The organism is Zestomonas insulae (genome assembly GCF_016901015.1).
GTDB classification, from domain to species: Bacteria; Pseudomonadota; Gammaproteobacteria; order Pseudomonadales; family Pseudomonadaceae; genus Aquipseudomonas; species Aquipseudomonas insulae.
The window spans coordinates 83,021-100,990 of the sequence record NZ_JAFEUP010000007.1 but is presented as its reverse complement, the minus strand read 5'-3'; the positions used below and the strand labels follow the sequence as shown (position 1 = coordinate 100,990).

At 68.3% G+C, this 17,970-nt stretch carries 18 protein-coding genes and 1 other RNA gene; 12 read left to right on the top strand and 7 right to left on the bottom strand.

Going from position 1 to position 17,970, the window contains the following annotated elements:
* Positions 1-91 precede the first annotated feature (91 nt).
* Together ubiD and JQX08_RS21165 are read left to right on the top strand one after the other, a co-directional pair.
* Positions 92-1,558, top strand: a complete 1,467-nt coding sequence (gene ubiD / locus JQX08_RS21170; protein ID WP_205350431.1) for a 4-hydroxy-3-polyprenylbenzoate decarboxylase — start codon at positions 92-94, stop codon at positions 1,556-1,558.
* Complete coding sequence (locus JQX08_RS21165; protein ID WP_205350429.1) at positions 1,558-2,526, top strand: CDP-6-deoxy-delta-3,4-glucoseen reductase; 969 nt, start codon at positions 1,558-1,560, stop codon at positions 2,524-2,526. The genes ubiD and JQX08_RS21165 overlap by 1 nt, the downstream gene beginning before the upstream one ends.
* Positions 2,527-2,586: 60 nt before the next feature.
* Here JQX08_RS21165 and JQX08_RS21160 read toward each other — a convergent pair whose 3' ends face one another.
* On the bottom strand, positions 2,587-3,567 hold the full coding sequence (locus tag JQX08_RS21160) for an NADPH:quinone oxidoreductase family protein (RefSeq protein ID WP_205350427.1): 981 nt from the start codon (positions 3,565-3,567) through the stop codon (positions 2,587-2,589).
* Positions 3,568-3,729: 162 nt separating this feature from the next.
* On the opposite strand from JQX08_RS21160, the gene JQX08_RS21155 reads away from it, so the two are divergent.
* On the top strand, positions 3,730-4,140 hold the full coding sequence (locus JQX08_RS21155; protein WP_205350425.1) for a flagellar basal body-associated FliL family protein: 411 nt from the start codon (positions 3,730-3,732) through the stop codon (positions 4,138-4,140).
* A gap of 4 nt (positions 4,141-4,144) precedes the next feature.
* Here JQX08_RS21155 and JQX08_RS21150 read toward each other — a convergent pair whose 3' ends face one another.
* The 6 genes from JQX08_RS21150 to JQX08_RS21125 form a co-directional block, all read right to left on the bottom strand.
* Entirely contained in the window at positions 4,145-5,995 is a 1,851-nt protein-coding gene (locus JQX08_RS21150; protein WP_205350423.1) for a sensor domain-containing diguanylate cyclase, read from the bottom strand.
* Positions 5,996-6,049: 54 nt separating this feature from the next.
* The gene (locus JQX08_RS21145; protein ID WP_205350421.1) at positions 6,050-6,499 is read right to left on the bottom strand and encodes an EVE domain-containing protein; all 450 of its coding nucleotides are present in this window, start codon (positions 6,497-6,499) and stop codon (positions 6,050-6,052) included.
* Between the two features lie 357 nt (positions 6,500-6,856).
* Positions 6,857-7,453 (bottom strand): 5-formyltetrahydrofolate cyclo-ligase, encoded by a 597-nt coding sequence (locus JQX08_RS21140; protein WP_205350420.1) that lies wholly within the window; start codon positions 7,451-7,453, stop codon positions 6,857-6,859.
* 64 nt (positions 7,454-7,517) lie between these two features.
* Positions 7,518-7,696: non-coding RNA, 6S RNA (gene ssrS, locus JQX08_RS21135), on the bottom strand.
* Positions 7,697-7,735: 39 nt separating this feature from the next.
* On the bottom strand, positions 7,736-8,044 hold the full coding sequence (locus tag JQX08_RS21130) for a cell division protein ZapA (protein ID WP_205350418.1): 309 nt from the start codon (positions 8,042-8,044) through the stop codon (positions 7,736-7,738).
* Complete coding sequence (locus JQX08_RS21125; RefSeq protein ID WP_205350417.1) at positions 8,041-8,250, bottom strand: TIGR02449 family protein; 210 nt, start codon at positions 8,248-8,250, stop codon at positions 8,041-8,043. The genes JQX08_RS21130 and JQX08_RS21125 overlap by 4 nt, the downstream gene beginning before the upstream one ends.
* A gap of 185 nt (positions 8,251-8,435) precedes the next feature.
* On the opposite strand from JQX08_RS21125, the gene JQX08_RS21120 reads away from it, so the two are divergent.
* From JQX08_RS21120 to gcvH, 9 genes are all read left to right on the top strand, one after another.
* Positions 8,436-8,984, top strand: a complete 549-nt coding sequence (locus JQX08_RS21120; protein WP_205350416.1) for a YecA/YgfB family protein — start codon at positions 8,436-8,438, stop codon at positions 8,982-8,984.
* Between the two features lie 17 nt (positions 8,985-9,001).
* On the top strand, positions 9,002-10,336 hold the full coding sequence (pepP, locus tag JQX08_RS21115; protein WP_205350415.1) for a Xaa-Pro aminopeptidase: 1,335 nt from the start codon (positions 9,002-9,004) through the stop codon (positions 10,334-10,336).
* Between the two features lie 4 nt (positions 10,337-10,340).
* A complete protein-coding gene (gene ubiH, locus JQX08_RS21110) occupies positions 10,341-11,528 on the top strand; it encodes a 2-octaprenyl-6-methoxyphenyl hydroxylase (protein WP_205350414.1) in 1,188 nt (395 codons plus the stop codon).
* An 8-nt stretch (positions 11,529-11,536) separates the two neighbouring features.
* Positions 11,537-12,016, top strand: coding sequence for a DUF4442 domain-containing protein (locus JQX08_RS21105; RefSeq protein ID WP_205350413.1), 480 nt, complete (start codon positions 11,537-11,539; stop codon positions 12,014-12,016).
* A gap of 8 nt (positions 12,017-12,024) precedes the next feature.
* On the top strand, positions 12,025-13,248 hold the full coding sequence (locus JQX08_RS21100; RefSeq protein ID WP_430472559.1) for a 2-octaprenyl-3-methyl-6-methoxy-1,4-benzoquinol hydroxylase: 1,224 nt from the start codon (positions 12,025-12,027) through the stop codon (positions 13,246-13,248).
* 103 nt (positions 13,249-13,351) lie between these two features.
* Entirely contained in the window at positions 13,352-14,350 is a 999-nt protein-coding gene (locus JQX08_RS21095) for an extracellular solute-binding protein (RefSeq protein WP_205350412.1), read from the top strand.
* A gap of 139 nt (positions 14,351-14,489) precedes the next feature.
* On the top strand, positions 14,490-16,109 hold the full coding sequence (locus JQX08_RS21090; protein ID WP_205350411.1) for an ABC transporter permease subunit: 1,620 nt from the start codon (positions 14,490-14,492) through the stop codon (positions 16,107-16,109).
* Positions 16,110-16,353: 244 nt separating this feature from the next.
* Entirely contained in the window at positions 16,354-17,436 is a 1,083-nt protein-coding gene (gene gcvT, locus JQX08_RS21085) for a glycine cleavage system aminomethyltransferase GcvT (RefSeq protein WP_205350410.1), read from the top strand.
* 100 nt (positions 17,437-17,536) lie between these two features.
* Positions 17,537-17,926 carry a glycine cleavage system protein GcvH gene (gene gcvH / locus JQX08_RS21080; RefSeq protein ID WP_205350409.1) on the top strand — a complete coding sequence of 130 codons (390 nt, stop codon included), beginning with the start codon at positions 17,537-17,539 and terminating at the stop codon, positions 17,924-17,926.
* Positions 17,927-17,970 lie beyond the last annotated feature (44 nt).

Here is a 17,970-nt window from a genome sequence, read left to right as displayed (position 1 = left end):
AACCCGGCTTTTGCACATCTGGCGTCCGCTCATCCTTCTGAATGCCCCAGTTCGGCGCTAAACTTTGCGCCCCGACCTACGAGGCCCTCGCATGCAGTATCGCGACCTGCGCGACTTTATCCGCGCGCTCGAGCAGCGCGGCGAGCTCAAGCGTATCCAGACGCCGGTGTCGCCGGTGCTGGACATGACCGAAATCTGCGACCGCACCCTGCGCAAGGGCGGCCCGGCGCTGCTGTTCGAGAATCCCACCGGCTTCAATATGCCGGTGCTCGGCAACCTGTTCGGCACGCCGCAGCGCGTGGCGCTGGGCATGGGCGCCGAGGACGTCGGCGAGCTGCGCGAGATCGGCAAGCTACTGGCCTTCCTCAAGGAGCCGGAGCCGCCTAAGGGTCTCAAGGACGCCTGGTCGAAGCTGCCGATCTTCAAGAAGGTCCTGTCCATGGCACCCAAGGTGCTCAAGGATGCGCCGTGCCAGGAAGTGATCGAGGAGGGCGACGATGTCGACCTCGGCAAGCTGCCGGTGCAGACCTGCTGGCCGGGCGACGTCGGCCCGCTGATCACCTGGGGCCTGACCATCACCAAGGGCCCCAACAAGGACCGGCAGAACCTCGGTATCTATCGCCAGCAGGTGATCGGCCGCAACAAGGTGATCATGCGCTGGCTCAGCCATCGCGGCGGCGCCCTGGATTTCCGCGACTGGTGCGAGAAGTTTCCCGGCCAGCCGTACCCGGTGGCCGTGGCGCTCGGCGCCGATCCGGCGACCATCCTCGGCGCGGTCACCCCGGTGCCCGACAGCCTCTCCGAATACGCCTTCGCCGGCCTGCTGCGCGGCCACCGCACCGAGCTGGTCAAGGCGCGCGGCAGTGACCTGCAGGTGCCGGCCAGTGCCGAGATCGTCCTCGAAGGGGTGATCCATCCCGGCGAGATGGCCGACGAAGGCCCGTACGGCGACCACACTGGCTACTACAACGAGGTCGACCGCTTCCCGGTGTTCACCGTCGAGCGCATCACCCGCCGGCAGAAGCCGATCTACCACAGCACCTACACCGGCCGCCCACCGGATGAGCCGGCGGTGCTTGGGGTGGCGCTCAACGAAGTGTTCGTGCCGATCCTGCAGAAGCAGTTCCCGGAGATCACCGACTTCTACCTGCCGCCGGAAGGCTGCTCGTATCGCCTGGCGGTAGTGACCATCAAGAAGCAGTACCCCGGCCACGCCAAGCGGGTGATGCTCGGCGTGTGGAGCTTCCTGCGCCAGTTCATGTACACCAAGTTCGTCATCGTCACCGACGACGACGTCAATGCGCGCGACTGGAACGACGTGATCTGGGCGATCACCACGCGCATGGACCCCAAACGCGACACGGTGCTGATCGACAACACGCCGATCGACTACCTCGACTTCGCCTCGCCGATCTCCGGCCTCGGCTCGAAGATGGGCCTCGACGCCACCCACAAGTGGCCGGGCGAGACCAGCCGCGAATGGGGCCGGGCGATCGTCCAGGACGAGGCGGTCAAGCAGCGCGTCGACGCGCTGTGGGCGGAGCTGGGCATCGATTGATGAAAGTGACCCTGCAACCCTCCGGCGCGGTGCTCGACCTGCAGCCCGGCGAACGCATCCTCGATGGCGCGCGGCGCCTCGGCTACGACTGCCCGCAGAGCTGCCGCAACGGCAACTGCCACATCTGCGCGGCGCTGCTGGTCGAAGGCCGGGTGCGCCAGGCTGGCGCCGAGATCGGCCAGGGCGAACTGTTCACCTGCCTGGCCGAGCCGCTGCAAGACTGCGTGCTGCATTGGGACGGCGTGCTTGCCCCCGGCGAACTGCCGCAGCGCACCCTCAGCTGCCAGCTGATCGACTGCGTTGAGCTGGGTGGCGATGTCTGGCGCGTGCGCCTGCGCGCGCCGGCCGGCAAGCCGCCGCGCTACCACGCCGGGCAGTACCTGCTGCTCGAGCGCGACGACGGCGAATGGTCGGCGTTCTCGCTGGCCTCGGCGCCGCACCAGGGCCGCGAGCTGGAGCTGCATATCCTCAATCGCGAAGTCAGCACCCAGGCGATCCTCGCCCAGCTGCAGCGCACGCGCCTGGCGCGGGTGCAGCTGCCGTTCGGTGATACCCACCTGGCCGAGCTGCCGGACGGCCCGCTGGTGCTGATCGCCGCCGGCACCGGTATGGCGCAGATGCACAGCCTGATCGAGCATTGCCGCTCGACTGGCTTCAAGCACCCGGTGCACCTGTACTGGGGCGTGCGCCAGCCGGACGACTTCTACGCGCTGGAGCACTGGCAGGAGTGGCGGCGCCTCGACAACCTGCACCTGCACCGGGTGGTCAGCGAGCTGTGCGCCTGGGGCGGGCGTTGCGGCATGCTGCACGAGGCGGTCTGCGAGGACTTCGCCGACCTCTCCGCGCTGCACGTGTACGCCAGCGGCTCGCCGGCAATGGTCTACGGCACCCTCGACGCGCTGGTCGCGGCGGGGATGGACGCCCACCAGATGCGCGCCGACGTGTTTGCCTACGCGCCGCGCGAGTAGCCGACAGGAACGAAAAAGCCGCCCGCGGGCGGCTTTTTTCATGGCGCGGGCAGCGGCGCCTTAGCGCACCTGCACCACCACCTTGCCGACCGCCTTGCGCTGGCCGAGGTGGTTGATCGCCTCGGCGGCGTTGGCCAGCGGGAAGGCTTTCGACACCAGCGGCTTGAGCTTGCCTTCGGCATGCCACTGGAACAGCTGCTGGAAGTTCGCCGCGTTGTCCTGCGGCTGGCGCGCGGCAAACGCGCCCCAGAACACGCCGACCAGCGAGGCGCCCTTGAGCAGCGGCAGGTTGGCCGGCAGCGCCGGGATGCCGCCACCGCTGGCGAAACCGACCACCAGGAAGCGGCCGTTCCAGGCGATGCTGCGGAACGCCTGCTCGAGCAGTTCGCCGCCGACCGGGTCATAGACCACGTCGACGCCGTGCTCGCCGGTGAGCTCCTTGAGCCGCTCGCGCAGGTTCTCTTCGCTGTAGTTGATCAGCTCGTCGGCGCCGGCGGCCTTGGCCACTGCCAGCTTCTCCGCGCTGCTCGCCGCAGCGATTACCCGCGCGCCCATCGCCTTGCCGATTTCCACCGCGGCCAGGCCGACGCCACCGGAGGCGCCGAGCACCAGCAGGGTCTCGCCCGGCTGCAGGTTGGCGCGCTGTTTCAGGGCATGCAGCGAGGTGCCGTAGGTCATGCCGAACGCGGCGGCGGAGTTGAAGTCGAGGCTGGCCGGGATCGGCATCACCTTGTCCGCGCCGACCGCGACCTGCTCGGCGAACGCGCCCCAGCCGGTCAGGGCCATGACCCGGTCACCGGGCTTGACGTGGGTGACCTTCTCGCCGACCGCGGCGACCACGCCGGACGCCTCGCCACCTGGCGAGAACGGGAACGGCGGCTTGAACTGGTACTTGCCCTCGATGATCAGGGTGTCGGGAAAGTTGACCCCGGCGGCATGTACATCGAGCAGGACCTCGAATTTCTTCGGGACGGGGCTGGAGACTTCTTCCAGCACCAGGGTTTCGGCGGGGCCGAAGGCTTTGCACAGCACGGCTTTCATGGGGAGTTCCTCTGCTTATTCTGGGGCCTGAGTGTAGAGAGGGCGGCGGGGCGGTCAACGAGCATGGCCTGTCCTGATAGCGCTGCATAAGCATCGGGCTTGGGGCACGGCGCGCCGCTCGCTATGCTAGGCGCCCCATCGTTGCCCAAGGAATCCGTTGCCGTGAAAGCCTGGATCGCTCTACTGCTGGCGGTAGTCCTGCCGCTCGCCGCGTTCGCCAATGAAGAGAAAGAGGGCAAGGAAGGCGCCGAGCAGCAGGTGGCCTACGTCGGTCTGGTGCCGGCGATTGTCGGCAACTTCGGCAACGGCCCGCGCCTGAAGTTCTTCAAGGCCGACATCGCCCTGCGCGTCACCGGCAGCGAGGCCAAGGCCAAGGTCGAGCACCACGAGCCGCTGATCCGCAACCAGCTGGTGATGCTCTTCTCGCAGCAGACCGAGCAGACCCTCAGCACCCTGGAGGCCAAGGAAGCGCTGCGCCAGGAGGCGCTCAAGCAGGTGCAGCAGGTGCTCACCCAGGAAGAAGGCAAGCCGCTGGTCGACGACCTGCTGTTCAACAACCTGATCGTTCAGTAAGCGTCTAGCCGGCGCGCCCGGCCTGCCAGGTGCAGGCGCGGTTGCGTCCCTCGTGCTTGGCGCGGTACAGCGCCTGGTCGCTGCGTTCGATCAGCAGCTTGGGCTTCTGCTCGGCGCTCGGCGTGGTCGCCGTCAGGCCGATGCTCAGGCTCAGGCGGCCCAGCGGACTGCCGGGATGTTCCAGGCCCAGCTCGGCGACCAGCTGCAGCACCCGCGCGGCGACGTGCTCGGCACCCTCCAGGTCGGTGTCGGTGAGGATCAGCGCAAACTCCTCGCCGCCGTAGCGACAGGCCGCATCGCCCTCGCGCTGCATGCAGCCCTGCAAGACCTTGGCGACCCGGCGCAGCGCATCGTCGCCGGCCAGATGGCCGAGCGCGTCGTTGTAGGCCTTGAAGTGGTCGATATCCAGCATCAGCAACGCCATCGGCTGGGCGGTCCGGCTCAGGCGCCGCCATTCGCTGAGCAGCTGGCGGTCGAAGTAGCGGCGGTTGTACAGGCCAGTCAGGCCGTCCTGCTTGGACAGGCGCTGCAGCTTGGCCTCCAACTGCAGGCGTTCGCTGTTGTCGCGGGAGATGCCGATCAGGTAGTCGTGGTCGTTGACCTGCACCAGCTGCGCATTGATCTCCGCCGCCTGGCGGCTGCCGTCGCTGCGGCGCATCTCGCGCTGTACCAGGGCGCTGGGGTCGTCGTCCTGCTGCGCGGCGCGCAGATGCTGCAGCCAGGCATGGAAGCCGGGCAGCACGCGTTCCGGATCGTCCTTGAGCAGCGCGGCGAACTGCTCGGCGCTGTAGCCGAGGCTGGCGTAGGTGGCGCGATTCATGTGTAGCACCTCGCGACTGGCCGGGTCGATGATGAACAGCCCGTCGGGGCTGGCATCGGTCATGTCGACCACCAGCTGCAGGCGCTCGCGGCTGTCGCGAAGAATCTGCTCGACCACCTCGCGCTGCTGGATTTCCTGGTTGAGGCGCTGGTTGCCGAGCTGCAGCGCGGCGGCGCGCCGCGCGTTGTCCAGCGCCAGCGCGCAGGCGGCGACCAGCAGCAGGCTGATCGCCAGGCCGCTGCCGAGCACCAGGCTTGGCAACGGCGAGTCGAGCTGCTGGAGAAGCTCCTCGGTGGGGCTGAGCTGCAGGGTGAAGTGCGGATTGCCGAGCAGCTGCAGCGGCACCTGCTGCTGCAGGCGCGGCTGCCAGGCGTCGGTCTCGCGGCGATAGACCGGGGTGTCGTGTTCCAGCAGGCGCAGGTTGAAGTGGCGATTACCGAGGTCGTCGAGCAACTCGTCGAGCAGTCGCTCGACGCGGAACACGCCCTGCAGGAAGCCGTCGAACTGCTGCTGTCCACTGGCATCGCGCAGGTACAGCGGCGTGTAGAGGATCAGCCCGCGGCCACCCTGCAGCAGCGCGAAGCTGTCGGAGAAGCGCGGCTGGCCGCTGGCCTTGGCGTCCATTGCCAGCGGGTAGTTGGGGTGCTCTGGGTTCAGCTGGAAGCCCAGCGCGGCCTCGTTGCCCTGCACCGGCAGCAGCCAGCGCATGTGCAGGTCGGCGCCGACCCACTGGATCGACTGGTAGGCGCCGAAACCGTCCAGGCAGAAGCGCACATACAGGTCCCATTCCTCGCGGGGCAGGCGGCCGCGCTGGTTCCACAGCGCAGCCAGGACGCGCAGGTCCTGCAGCTGTTCGCTGAGGCGTCCTTCGAGTTGTTGGGCGAGCGCCTGTGCCTGGGTGTCGACGCGTTCCTGCACGCGCTGCGCCTGGTTGCGCTCGAGCAGCAGCCAGATCGCCACGCTGGTGCCGCTCAGCGCCAGCAACAGCAGGACGAGCACGAGGCGGGCTAGCCAAGTGGGGCGAGCGGACGACATGGGTGAGGGGTTCCTGGCGCGCGAAGCGAGTGATAGCACGGTGCCATGCTCAGTCTAACGCAGACTCAGCACGGCGGCCCACTGCTCTGCATCGACCGGCATGACCGACAGTCGGCTGCCACGCTGCACCAGCGCCAGTTCCGCCAGCGCGGTGCTGGCGCGCAAGCGCGGCAGGCCGATCACGTTGGGGAAGGCTTCGACGAACTCCACGTCCAGCGCGCTCCACGGGTTCTTCTCGGCGCTGGCCTTGGCGTCGAAGTAGTGGCTGGCGGGGTCCAGCGCGGTGGGGTCGGGGTAGGTGGCCGAGGCGATCCGCGCGATCCCGGCGATGCCTGGCTGCGGGCAGCTGGAGTGGTAGAAGAAGAACAGCTCGCCGACCTGCATGCTGCGCAGGAAGTTGCGCGCCTGGTAGTTGCGCACGCCATCCCAGCGCGCGCGACCGAGGCGCTTGAGGTCAAGAATCGACAGTTCGTCGGGTTCGGATTTCATCAGCCAGTACGGCATGAAGTTTGCCTCCCATTGCCCGTTGCAGCGCCCAGGGAAAAATTGCGACAGCCGGTTGGCGCCGGAAATTGCGCGAAGGGTCACCTTACCGGAAAATGCCGCGGCTTATGCTTGGCGCTGTTGCATCCAATAACAACAACGCGATCAGCGCGTGAATTGCCTTGAAGGGGGAGGCAATGATGAAACGAAAACCAGATCTGTTGTGGGTTTTAGTAATTGTGTTCAGCCTGGGTGTGGTAACCACCGGTTACACCCAGAGCCTGTGGGAACGTCAGGGTGACGCCACCGTCAAGGTCGCGCAGCCGCAACCCTGAGTCCCTGCTTGATGCCGTTCGCACCGCAAGGATCGCGGTGCCGTCAGTACCACGCCTTATCCGTCACCGTCGCCCGCAGCGGCACGTCCCAACTGGCCAGGGCCAGTCGATCGACCTTCTGACATTCATGTGCGAGACCCAATAGCGTCGGTTTCTGCGCATTTTTGCGCCGTGCCCGATAGGCCAGGCTGCGGTCGTAGAAGCCGCCACCCATGCCCAGGCGTCCGCCCTCCGCATCGAAGCCGACCAGCGGCATCAGCACCAGATCCAGTGCCCACACCCGACGTTGTCGACCATGCATCAGGCGTGGCTCGAGGATGCCGAAGCGATTGCGCAGCAGTGCCTCATGCGGGCGCACGCGCTGGAACACCATGCGCGTGCGTGGCCAGGGATTGAGCACCGGCAGGTAGGTGGCCTTGCCGCGTCGTTGGGCGGCGCGCAGCAACGGGCGCGGGTCGATCTCGCCGTCATTGGGCAGGTACAGGGCGATGTGGCGGGCGCGGCGGAACAGCGGGTGCTGTGCCAGCTGGCGATACAGCGCGTCGGCGGCGCGGCGTTGCTGCGGCGCGCTGAGCGCCCGGCGGGCGAGGCGCAGCTGGCGACGCAGGGCGGCGCGCGACAGGTCGGCGGCGATGATCATGCGAAGGCGCGCGTGGTGCTGCGAGAGTGGTGGCCAGCGTCGCGTGACGCTGACCTCCGGAAGAAGACCCCCCGACGTGCCGCTGTCGGTTCTGCCCTTGAACCCGAGAGTTCAAGGTGGAGGTTGCAGGAGGCGTTAAGGCTTTCCGTCAGGCGGACATGCACACCGGCCCCAACTTGCAACCCCCGGGTTTGTGCGTATCGGCTCAGGGACGTACCCGACTGGCGCACACTCCAGGGAGCGGCGGCCAGTATACCCCAATCCTTGGCCATGGGTTCAGACCTAGTGGCCGTCCTGATCGGCGGCCAGCGCCTGGTCGACGCGGTCGAGCAGGTCGCGCACCTGATCGCGGGTCGAGCTGGCCTGCTGGTCGAGGTGCTGCTGACGGTGCAGCAGGTCGTGGGTGATGTTCAGGGCGGCCATCACCGCCACGCGGTCGGCGCCGATGACTTTGCCGCTCATGCGGATCTCGCGCATCTTGCCGTCCAGGTAGCGGGCGGCGCTCTCCAGGTTGGCGCGCTCTTCCGGCGGACAGTTGATGCAGTAGTCCTTATCGAGGATATGGACGGTGACGGTGTTCGGCTGGGTCATGAGTCGTGCTCCAGGGCTTTCAGGCGCGAAATCATCGATTCGACCTTATGCCGGGCCATTTCGTTCTTTTCAATCAGATGAGCGCGCTCTTCGCGCCAGGCCCGTTCGCCCGCCCGCAGCAACTGATTCTCGACCTTGAGTTGTTCGACCCGGCGGATCAGCAGTTCCAGCCGGGCGCTCAGCGCTTGCAGATCGGCGTCTTCCATAGAATCTCGCTAGGGGCTGGGAGTGATGGCAACTATATAGGAGCGGCAGGCGCAACGGGCAAGCGATCGGCATCCGGCGCGGCTCGCACGCGGCCTGTGGATTAGTCTTGGCGCGCTTGCCGGTGCTAGGATACGAGGCCTTCATTCTAGTCATTGCGCCTTAGCGCGCCTAGTTGGCCACGCCCATGCAGAACTCCCCCTACAGTGCTTTCGCCACCCTGCTCGCGAGCAGCGGTCAACCCGTTTCCCCGGCCGAATTGCACGGCCTGCTGCTCGGTCGCAGCTGCGCCGGCGCCGGCTTCGATGCGCAAGCCTGGCTGGTCGATGCCAGCGAGTTGCTTGGCGCCGAGCCGCAGGACAATGTGCGCCAGGCGCTGCTCGGCCTGCAGGAGATGGTCAAGGGCGAGCTGACCGGCGAGGACATGACCGTGGTCCTGTTGCTGCCCGGTGACGACGCGCCGCTGGCCGAGCGTGCCACCGCCCTGGGCCAGTGGTGCCAAGGCTTCCTCGGCGGCTTCGGCCTGGTCGCCGGCGACGCCGCGTTGAGCAGCGAAGCCATGGAAGTGCTGCAGGACCTCGCCGCCATCGCCCAGGTGCAAAGTGCCCTGGAAGAATCCGAAGATGGCGAAAGCGACTATATGGAAGTGATGGAGTATCTGCGCGTCGCGCCGCTGCTGCTCTACACCGAGTGCGCCAAGCCCCAGGCACCGGAACCCAAACCCTCCCTGCACTGAGCGAAGTGGTCCAGCCTATGATCCGCATTCCCAAGTCGGAATATGCCCGTCGGCGCAAGGCGCTGATGGCGCAGATGGAAGCCAACAGCATCGCCATTCTGCCGGCCGCGCCGGTGTATATCCGCAACCGCGATGTCGAGCACGTGTACCGCCAGGACAGCGACTTCCAATACCTCTGCGGCTTCCCCGAGCCGGAGGCGGTGCTGGTGCTGATTCCCGGTCGCGCGCATGGCGAGTGCCTGCTGTTCTGCCGCGAGCGCGATCCCGAGCGTGAGTTGTGGGACGGCCTGCGTGCCGGTCAGGACGGGGCGATCAGCGAATACGGCGCCGACGATGCGTTCCCCATCGGCGACATCGACGACATCCTGCCGGGTCTGATCGAGGGCCGCGACCGCGTCTACTACGCGATCGGCACCAACCAGGAGTTCGACCAGCACCTGATGGAGTGGATCAACGTGATCCGCTCCAAGGCGCGCCAGGGCGCCCAGCCGCCGAATGAATTCGTCGCCCTCGACCACCTGCTGCACGACATGCGCCTGTACAAGAGCGCGGCCGAGGTGAAGGTGATGAAGGAGGCCGCGGCGATTTCCGCGCGCGCCCACATCCGCGCCATGCAGGCCAGCCGTCCGGGGCTCAGCGAGTATCACCTGGAAGCCGAGCTGGACTACGAGTTCCGCAAGGGCGGGGCGAAGATGCCGGCCTACGGCTCGATCGTCGCCGCCGGGCGCAACGCCTGCATCCTGCATTACCGCGAGAACGACGCGCCGTTGAAGGACGGCGACCTGGTACTGATCGACGCCGGCTGCGAGATCGACTGCTACGCCAGCGACATCACCCGCACCTTCCCGGCCAACGGCAGCTTTTCGCCTGAGCAGAAGGCCATCTACGAGCTGGTGCTGGCCGCCAACATGGCCGCGTTCGAGCAGATCGCCCCGGGCAAGCACTGGAACGAGGCCCACGAGGCCACCGTGCAGGTGATCACCGCCGGGCTGATCGAACTCGGCCTGCTGCAGGGCGAACTCAACGAGCTGATCGCCAGCGAGGCCTACAAGCCGTTCTACATGCACCGCGCCGGCCACTGGCTGGGTCTCGATGTGCACGACGTCGGCGACTACAAGGTAGGCGGCGAATGGCGGGTGCTCGAGCCGGGCATGGCGATGACCGTCGAGCCGGGCATCTACATCGCCCCGGACAACCAGAATGTGGCGAAGAAGTGGCGCGGCATCGGCGTGCGCATCGAGGACGACGTGGTGGTCACCAAGACCGGCTGCGAAGTGCTGACCAATGGTGTGCCGAAGACCGTCGCCGAGATCGAGGCGCTGATGGCCGCCGCTCGCAGCGAGGCGGCCTGAACCGATGAGCCGGGTGGACCTGGCCATCATCGGCGGCGGCCTGGTCGGCGCCAGCCTGGCGCTGGCCCTGCAAGGCGAGGCCAAGCTGCGTGGCTGGCGCATCGTGCTGATCGAGCCGTTTGCCCCCGGTGACGGCTACCAGCCCAGCTACGACGCGCGCTCCACCGCGCTGTCCTACGGCAGCCGGCAGGTCTACGAGCGCCTTGGCGTGTGGGACAAGATCGCCGAGCGTGCCGAGCCGATTCGCCAGATCCATGTCTCCGACCGCGGCCGCTTCGGCGCCACCCGCCTGCGCGCCGAAGACGAAGGTGTGCCGGCGCTCGGCTACGTGGCCGAGAATGCCTGGCTCGGCCACTGCCTGTGGCAGGCCATGGACCACGCGGTGATCGACTGGCGCTGCCCGACCGAGGTGGTGCGCATGGAGGCACTGGGCGACGGCTACCGGCTGCTGCTCGGCGACGATACAAGCCTCGACTGCCAGCTGGCGGTGCTCGCCGATGGCGGCCGCTCCGGCCTGCGCGAGCAGCTGGGCATTCACGTGCAGCACACCGCCTACCGGCAAAGCGCGCTGATCGCCAACCTGACGCCCAGCGAACCGCACCTGGGCCAGGCCTTCGAACGCTTCACCGCGGACGGCCCGCTGGCCCTGCTGCCGCTCGCCGACAACCGCTGCGCGCTGGTCTGGAGCCGTAGCAGCGCCGATGCCCAGCGCCTCGCCGGGGCCGCCGAGCGGGTGTTCCTCGACGAGCTGCAGGAAGCCTTCGGCTATCGCCTCGGTGCGTTGCGCCAGGTTGGCGTGCGCCACCTCTATCCGCTGGCGCTGAGCGAGGCGCAGGAGCAGGTGCGCCCGCACCTGGTGCTGCTCGGCAACGCCGCGCACACCCTGCACCCGATCGCCGGGCAGGGCTACAACCTGTCGCTGCGCGACACCTGGGCGCTGGCCGAAGCGCTGCTGGAAAGCACCGCGCCGCTCGGCGACTTCGCCACCCTGCAGCGTTATCACCGCAATCAGCAGCTCGACCAGCAGCTCACCGTGGGCTTCTCCGATCGGGTCACCCGGCTGTTCTCCAACGACACCGCGCTGATCGCCGCCGGGCGCAACCTCGGCCTGCTCGGCCTCGATTTGTTGCCGCCGGCCAAGCGCTGGTTCGCCCGCCAGGCCATGGGCCTGGGCACCCGTTTGCACCGCTAAGGAACCGCATGAATTCGCGTCGACTCGCCCGCAAGGCCCGCATGCTGCGCTGGGCGCTGAACATCTACCCACCGTACCTCGGCGCCGGCGTGCGCGTGCGACGCATCAGCGCGGACTTCCGCCAGGTGCGAGTGAAGATGGGCCTCGGCCTGTTCAACCGCAACTACGTCGGCACCCAGTTCGGCGGCTCGCTGTACAGCATGACCGACCCGTTCTTCATGCTCATGCTGATGGAGAACCTCGGCCGCGATTACATCGTCTGGGACAAGGCGGCCAGCATCGACTTCGTCAGCCCCGGCAAGGGCCCGGTGTACGCCGACTTCCGCATCGACGACGCACTGCTGGCGGACATCCGCCAGCACACCGCCGGCGGCGACAAGTACCTGCCCGAGCTACACGTGGAAGTCCGCGATGGCGCCGGCACGCTGGTCGCCCGCGTGCACAAGACCCTCTACGTGCGGCTCAAGCCGCGTGCGCGACAGGCCTGAGGATGGATATGGAACTGCGAGCGGACCTGATCATCGTTGGCGCCGGGATGGTCGGCAGCGCCCTGGCCCTGGCCCTCGAGCACAGCGGCCTGGACATCCTGGTGGTGGACGGCGGCCCGCTGAGCGTCAAGCCGTTCGACGCGGCGGCGCGTTTCGAGCCGCGGGTCAGTGCGCTGTCGGCGGCCAGCCAGCGGGTCCTCGAGCGCCTCGGCGCCTGGGACGGCATCCGCGCGCGGCGCGCCAGCCCGTACATCGAGATGCAGGTGTGGGACGGCTCCGGCACCGGGCAGATTCATTTCTCCGCGGCCAGCGTGCACGCGGAAACCCTCGGTCATATCGTCGAGAACCGCGTGGTTCAGGACGCCCTGCTCGAGCGCCTGCATGCCAGCGAACTGGGCCTGCTCGGCAGCGCCCGACTCGAGCAACTGCGCCGCTCCGGCGACGACTGGCTGCTGACCCTGGCTGACGGCCGCCAGCTGCGCACCCCGCTGCTGATCGCCGCCGACGGCGCCAACTCGGCGGTACGCCGCCTGGCCGGCTGCGCCACCCGCGAGTGGGACTACCTGCACCACGCCATCGTCACCAGCGTGCGCTGCGCCGAGCCGCACCGGCGCACCGCGCGGCAGCGCTTCACTGACGACGGGCCGCTGGCCTTCCTGCCGCTGGAGCGTGACGGCGACGCGCACTGGTGCTCGATCGTCTGGTCGGCCACTCCCGGCGAGGCGGAACGCCTGATGGCGCTCGACGACGCGGCGTTCTGCGCGGCGCTCGGACGGGCCTTCGAACAGCGCCTGGGCACCATCGAGGCGAGCGATCCGCGCCTGTGCATCCCGTTGCGCCAGCGCCACGCCAAGCGCTACGTGGAGCCCGGTCTGGCGCTGATCGGCGACGCCGCGCACAGCATCCACCCGCTGGCCGGGCAGGGCGTCAACCTCGGCTTCCTGGATGCCGCGGTGCTCGCCGAGGTGCTGCTGCACGCCCACGGGCGCGGCGAGCGCCTCGCCGAGCCGCGCGTGCTGAGCCGCTACGAACGGCGGCGAATGCCGCACAACCTGGCGATGATGGCGGCCATGGAAGGATTCGAGCGGCTGTTCCAGGCCGACGCCCTGGCCGTGCGCTGGCTGCGCAACAGCGGCCTCAACTGGGTCGACAACCTGCCCGAGGCCAAGGCGCTGTTCGTCCGCCAGGCCCTTGGCCTGAGCGGCGACCTACCCGAGCTGGCGCGGGTCTGAACGACGCTCGCCGGGCTGAAATACTCAGACATACTCCCTGCGCCAGCTCGCAACTGAGGTTTACTATCATTTGCGACCTTTTTCTGACTCAGGGGGGGGCACCATGCATCTTGGCAAAGCTGTTCTCGCGGCACTGGCGCTGAGCGTCGTCACCGCCGCCCAGGCCGCCGATGAAGTGGTGGTGTATTCTTCGCGGATCGACGAGCTGATCAAGCCGGTGTTCGACGCCTACACGGCGAAGACCGGGGTGACCATCAAGTTCATCACCGACAAGGAAGCGCCGCTGATGCAGCGCATCAAGGCCGAGGGCGACAACGGCGTGGCCGACCTGCTGCTCACCGTGGACGCCGGCAACCTCTGGCAGGCCGAGCAGATGGGCATCCTCCAGCCTTTCGCCTCGCCGGTGATCGAGGCCAACATCCCGCCACAGTACCGCTCCAGCAGCGCCGCCTGGACCGGCCTGTCGCTGCGCGCGCGGACCATCGTCTACTCCACCGAGCGGGTCCAACCGGACGAGCTGTCCAGCTACGAAGCCCTGGCCGGCGCGGAGTGGGAAGGCCGGCTGTGCCTGCGCACCAGCAAGAAGGTCTACAACCAGTCGCTCACCGCGACGCTGATCGAGACCCACGGCGCCACCCAGACCGAGCAGATCCTCAAGGGCTGGGTCAACAACCTGGCCACCGACGTGTTCGCCGACGACAACGCGGTGATCCAGGCGGTGGATGCCGGGCAGTGCGACGTCGGCATCGTCAACACCTACTACTACGGCCGCCTGCACCAGCAGAACCCCGAGCTGCGGGTGAAGATCTTCTGGCCCAACCAGGCCGACCGCGGCGTGCACGTCAACCTCTCGGGGATCGGTCTGACCAAGCACGCGCCGCACCCGGAGGCGGCGAAGAAGCTGGTCGAGTGGATGACCACCGACGAGGCGCAGAGCCTGTTCGCCCAGATCAACCAGGAGTACCCGGCCAATCCGCAGGTCAAACCGTCCGCGGAAGTCGCCGCTTGGGGCAGCTTCAAGGCCGACAGCATCCCGGTGGAAATCGCCGGCAAGCGCCAGGCCGAGGCGATCCGCCTGATGGACCGCGCCGGCTGGAATTGACCGAGGCGCGTCGCCCGGCTTGAGGCGCAGCACGGCCCGCGCGCCGGGCCGCGCAGGCTCAACCGCGGCGACGAATTGCTTATACTGCGACGCCCCGCCCAGACCGGGGCGTCGCCGTTTTTGATTGCCGAGGATTCGCGTGGCCCATCCCGCCCAACGCCGCTGGTACCCGATCACCTTCGTCGTCGCCGCCCTGGTGCTGCTGCCGCTGTCGGTGCTGCTGCTCAGCTGGGGCGCGGTCGATCGAGAGATCTGGGCGCACCTATGGGACACCCAGTTGCCGCGCCTGCTCGGCAACACCCTGGTGCTGCTGCTCGGGGTCAGCGTCGGGGTGACCCTGCTCGGCGTCAGCCTGGCCTGGCTCACCAGCCTCTGCGAATTCCCCGGGCGGCGCTGGCTGGACTGGGCGCTGATGCTGCCGTTCGCGATTCCCGCCTACGTGCTGGCGTTCGTCTTCATCGGCCTGCTGGATTTTGCCGGGCCGCTGCAGAGCCTGTGGCGCGAGTGGTTCGGCACCGGTTTCCGTTTCCCGCGGGTGCGCTCCACCGGCGGGGTGATCGCCGTGCTGGTGCTGGTGTTCTACCCGTACGTTTACCTGCTCGCGCGCAGCGCCTTCCTGGCCCAGGGCAAGGGGCTGATGGAAGCCGCGCGGGTGCTCGGCCAGTCACCCTGGCAGGCGTTCTGGCGGGTCGCTCTGCCGATGGCGCGGCCGGCGATCGGCGCCGGCCTGGCGCTGGCGATCATGGAGACCCTGGCGGATTTCGGCGCGGTGGCGGTGTTCAACTTCGACACCTTCACCACCGCCATCTACAAGACCTGGTACGGCTTCTACAGCCTGGCCAGCGCCGCCCAGCTGGCCAGCCTGCTGCTCCTCGCGGTGCTCCTGGTGCTCTACGGCGAGCGCCGCGCGCGCGGCGTCAGCCGCCCGGCCAGCGAGCGCCCGCGCGGTCGCGCGCTGTATCACCTGCGTGGCTGGCGCGCCGCGGCGGCCAGCGCCTGGTGCGGCCTGGTGTTCGCCTGCGCCTTCGTCATCCCGCTGCTGCAGTTGCTGGTGTGGGTCTGGCAGCGCGGCCGCTTCGACCTCGACGAGCGTTACCTGGGGCTGATCCTGCACACCCTCTACCTCGGCAGCCTGGCCGCGCTGGTCACCGTGGCGGTGGCCCTGCTGCTGGCCTTCGCCCGCCGCCTGGCGCCGACCCGCGGGGTGCGCTCGGCGGTCGGCCTGGCCAACCTCGGCTACGCACTGCCCGGCTCGGTGCTGGCGGTGTCGATCATGCTGGCGTTCAGCTTCCTCGACCAGCGCCTGGTGATCCCGCTGTCGAGCTGGCTCGGCGGCGCCGGCAAGCCGCTGCTGCTCGGCAGCCTGACCGCGCTGCTGCTGGCCTATCTGGTGCGCTTCATGGCGGTCGCCTATGGCCCGCTGGAGAGCGGCCTGGCGCGCATCCGCCCGTCGCTGCCGGAAGCCTCGCGCAGCCTCGGCGTCGGCGGCCCGCGACTGTTCGTCGCGGTCTACCTGCCGCTGCTGCTGCCGGCGGCGCTGTCGGCGGCGCTGCTGGTGTTCGTCGACGTGCTCAAGGAAATGCCCGCCACCCTGCTGATGCGTCCGTTCGGCTGGGACACCCTGGCGGTGCGCATCTTCGAGATGACCAGCGAGGGCGAGTGGGCGCGCGCCGCGCTGCCGGCGCTGACCCTGGTGCTGGTCGGCCTGCTGCCGGTGATCGGCCTGATTCGCCGCTCGGCACGCCAATTCGGGCGCTAGTCGGCGGCCCGCCGGCGCCGTTTGGCGGTCGTCCACCGCGGCCGGCCAGGGCCGTGCGCGGCGAGTGACCCAACGGTCAGCGCTCGGGTGTCCAGTCTGCGAGCTTGCGGCTACAATGCGCGCCATTCGATGCGGCCCGTCATGTAGACCGGGCTCGCGCCGCGTGTGCCAGTGCCTTGCAGTTCAAGCTCAGCCGCGCGACGGACCCCGCCCGCATCCTCGCCACGCCCGGAAGGAGAAGCCCATGGGACAGCGTACGCCCCTCTATGATCAGCACCTGGCACTAGGGGCCAAGATGGTCGATTTCGGCGGTTGGGACATGCCGCTGCATTACGGTTCGCAGGTCGAGGAGCACCACCAGGTGCGCCGCGATTGCGGGGTGTTCGACGTGTCGCACATGACCGTGGTCGACCTGGACGGGCCGCAGGCCAAAGCCTACCTGCAGCACCTGCTGGCCAACGACGTCGAGCGCCTGAAGACGCCCGGCAAGGCGCTGTACAGCGGCATGCTCAACGAGCGCGGCGGGGTGGTCGACGACCTGATCGTCTACCTGGGCGAATCCGGCTACCGCCTGGTGGTCAACGCCGCCACCCGCGACAAGGACCTGGCCTGGATGCGCCAGCAGGCCGCCGGTTTCGAAGTCAGCCTGACCGAGCGCGCCGACCTGGCAATGCTCGCCATCCAGGGCCCGCAGGCCCGCGCCAAGGTCGCCGAACTGCTCAGCGCCGAACGCGCCACCCTGATCGACCAGCTCAAGCCGTTCCAGGGCGCCGCCGAAGGCACCTGGTTCATCGCCCGTACCGGCTACACCGGTGAGGACGGTCTGGAAATCATCCTGCCCGCCGGCGAAGCGCCGAGCTTCTTCAACGACCTGGTCGGTGCCGGCATCGCGCCGATCGGCCTCGGCGCGCGCGACACCCTGCGCCTGGAAGCCGGGATGAACCTCTACGGCCAGGACATGGACGACGACGTCTCGCCGCTGGCCGCCAACATGGCCTGGACCATCGCCTGGGAGCCGGCCGAGCGCCGCTTCGTCGGCCGCGAAGTGCTCGAGGCGCAGCGCGCCGCCGGCGACCAGCCCAAGCTGGTCGGCCTGGTGCTCGAGGAGCGCGGCGTGCTGCGCGCCCACCAGGTGGTGCGCGTCGAAGGCGTCGGCGAAGGCGAGATCACCAGCGGCAGCTTCTCGCCGACGCTCGGCAAGTCGATCGCCCTGGCCCGCGTGCCGGCGGCCACCGGCGAGCGCGCGCAGGTGGAAATCCGTGGCAAATGGTTTCCGGTGCGCGTGGTCCAGCCGACCTTCGTGCGCAACGGCAAGACCCTGATCTGAACAAAAACCGCTCGCGCCGCCCGCCCATCGCGTGGCGGCGGCGCGGCCTGCTAAATTTTCCAGGCGAGCTTTCCGCCTTTCCGACTCCGAGGACATCGACATGAGCAACATCCCCGCCGAATTGCGTTACGCCGCCAGCCACGAGTGGGCGCGCCTGGAGGCCGACGGCAGCGTGACCGTGGGTATTTCCGATCACGCCCAGGAAGCGCTGGGCGACGTGGTCTTCGTCGAGCTGCCGGAAGTCGGCAAGCAACTGGCCGCCGGCCAGGAAGCCGGCGTGGTCGAGTCGGTGAAAGCCGCTTCGGACATCTACGCCCCGGTCGGTGGTGAAGTGATCGCCATCAACGAAGCGCTGACCGACTCGCCCGAGCTGGTCAACAGCGAGCCCTACGGCAGCTGGTTCTTCAAGCTCAAGCCGAGCAACGCCGCCGAGCTCGACAAGCTGCTCGATGCCGCCGGCTACAAGGCCGCGGTCGACGCCGACGCCTGATACCTAGCTATCCTTCAAAAGCCCTGATTCGTCAGGGCTTTGTC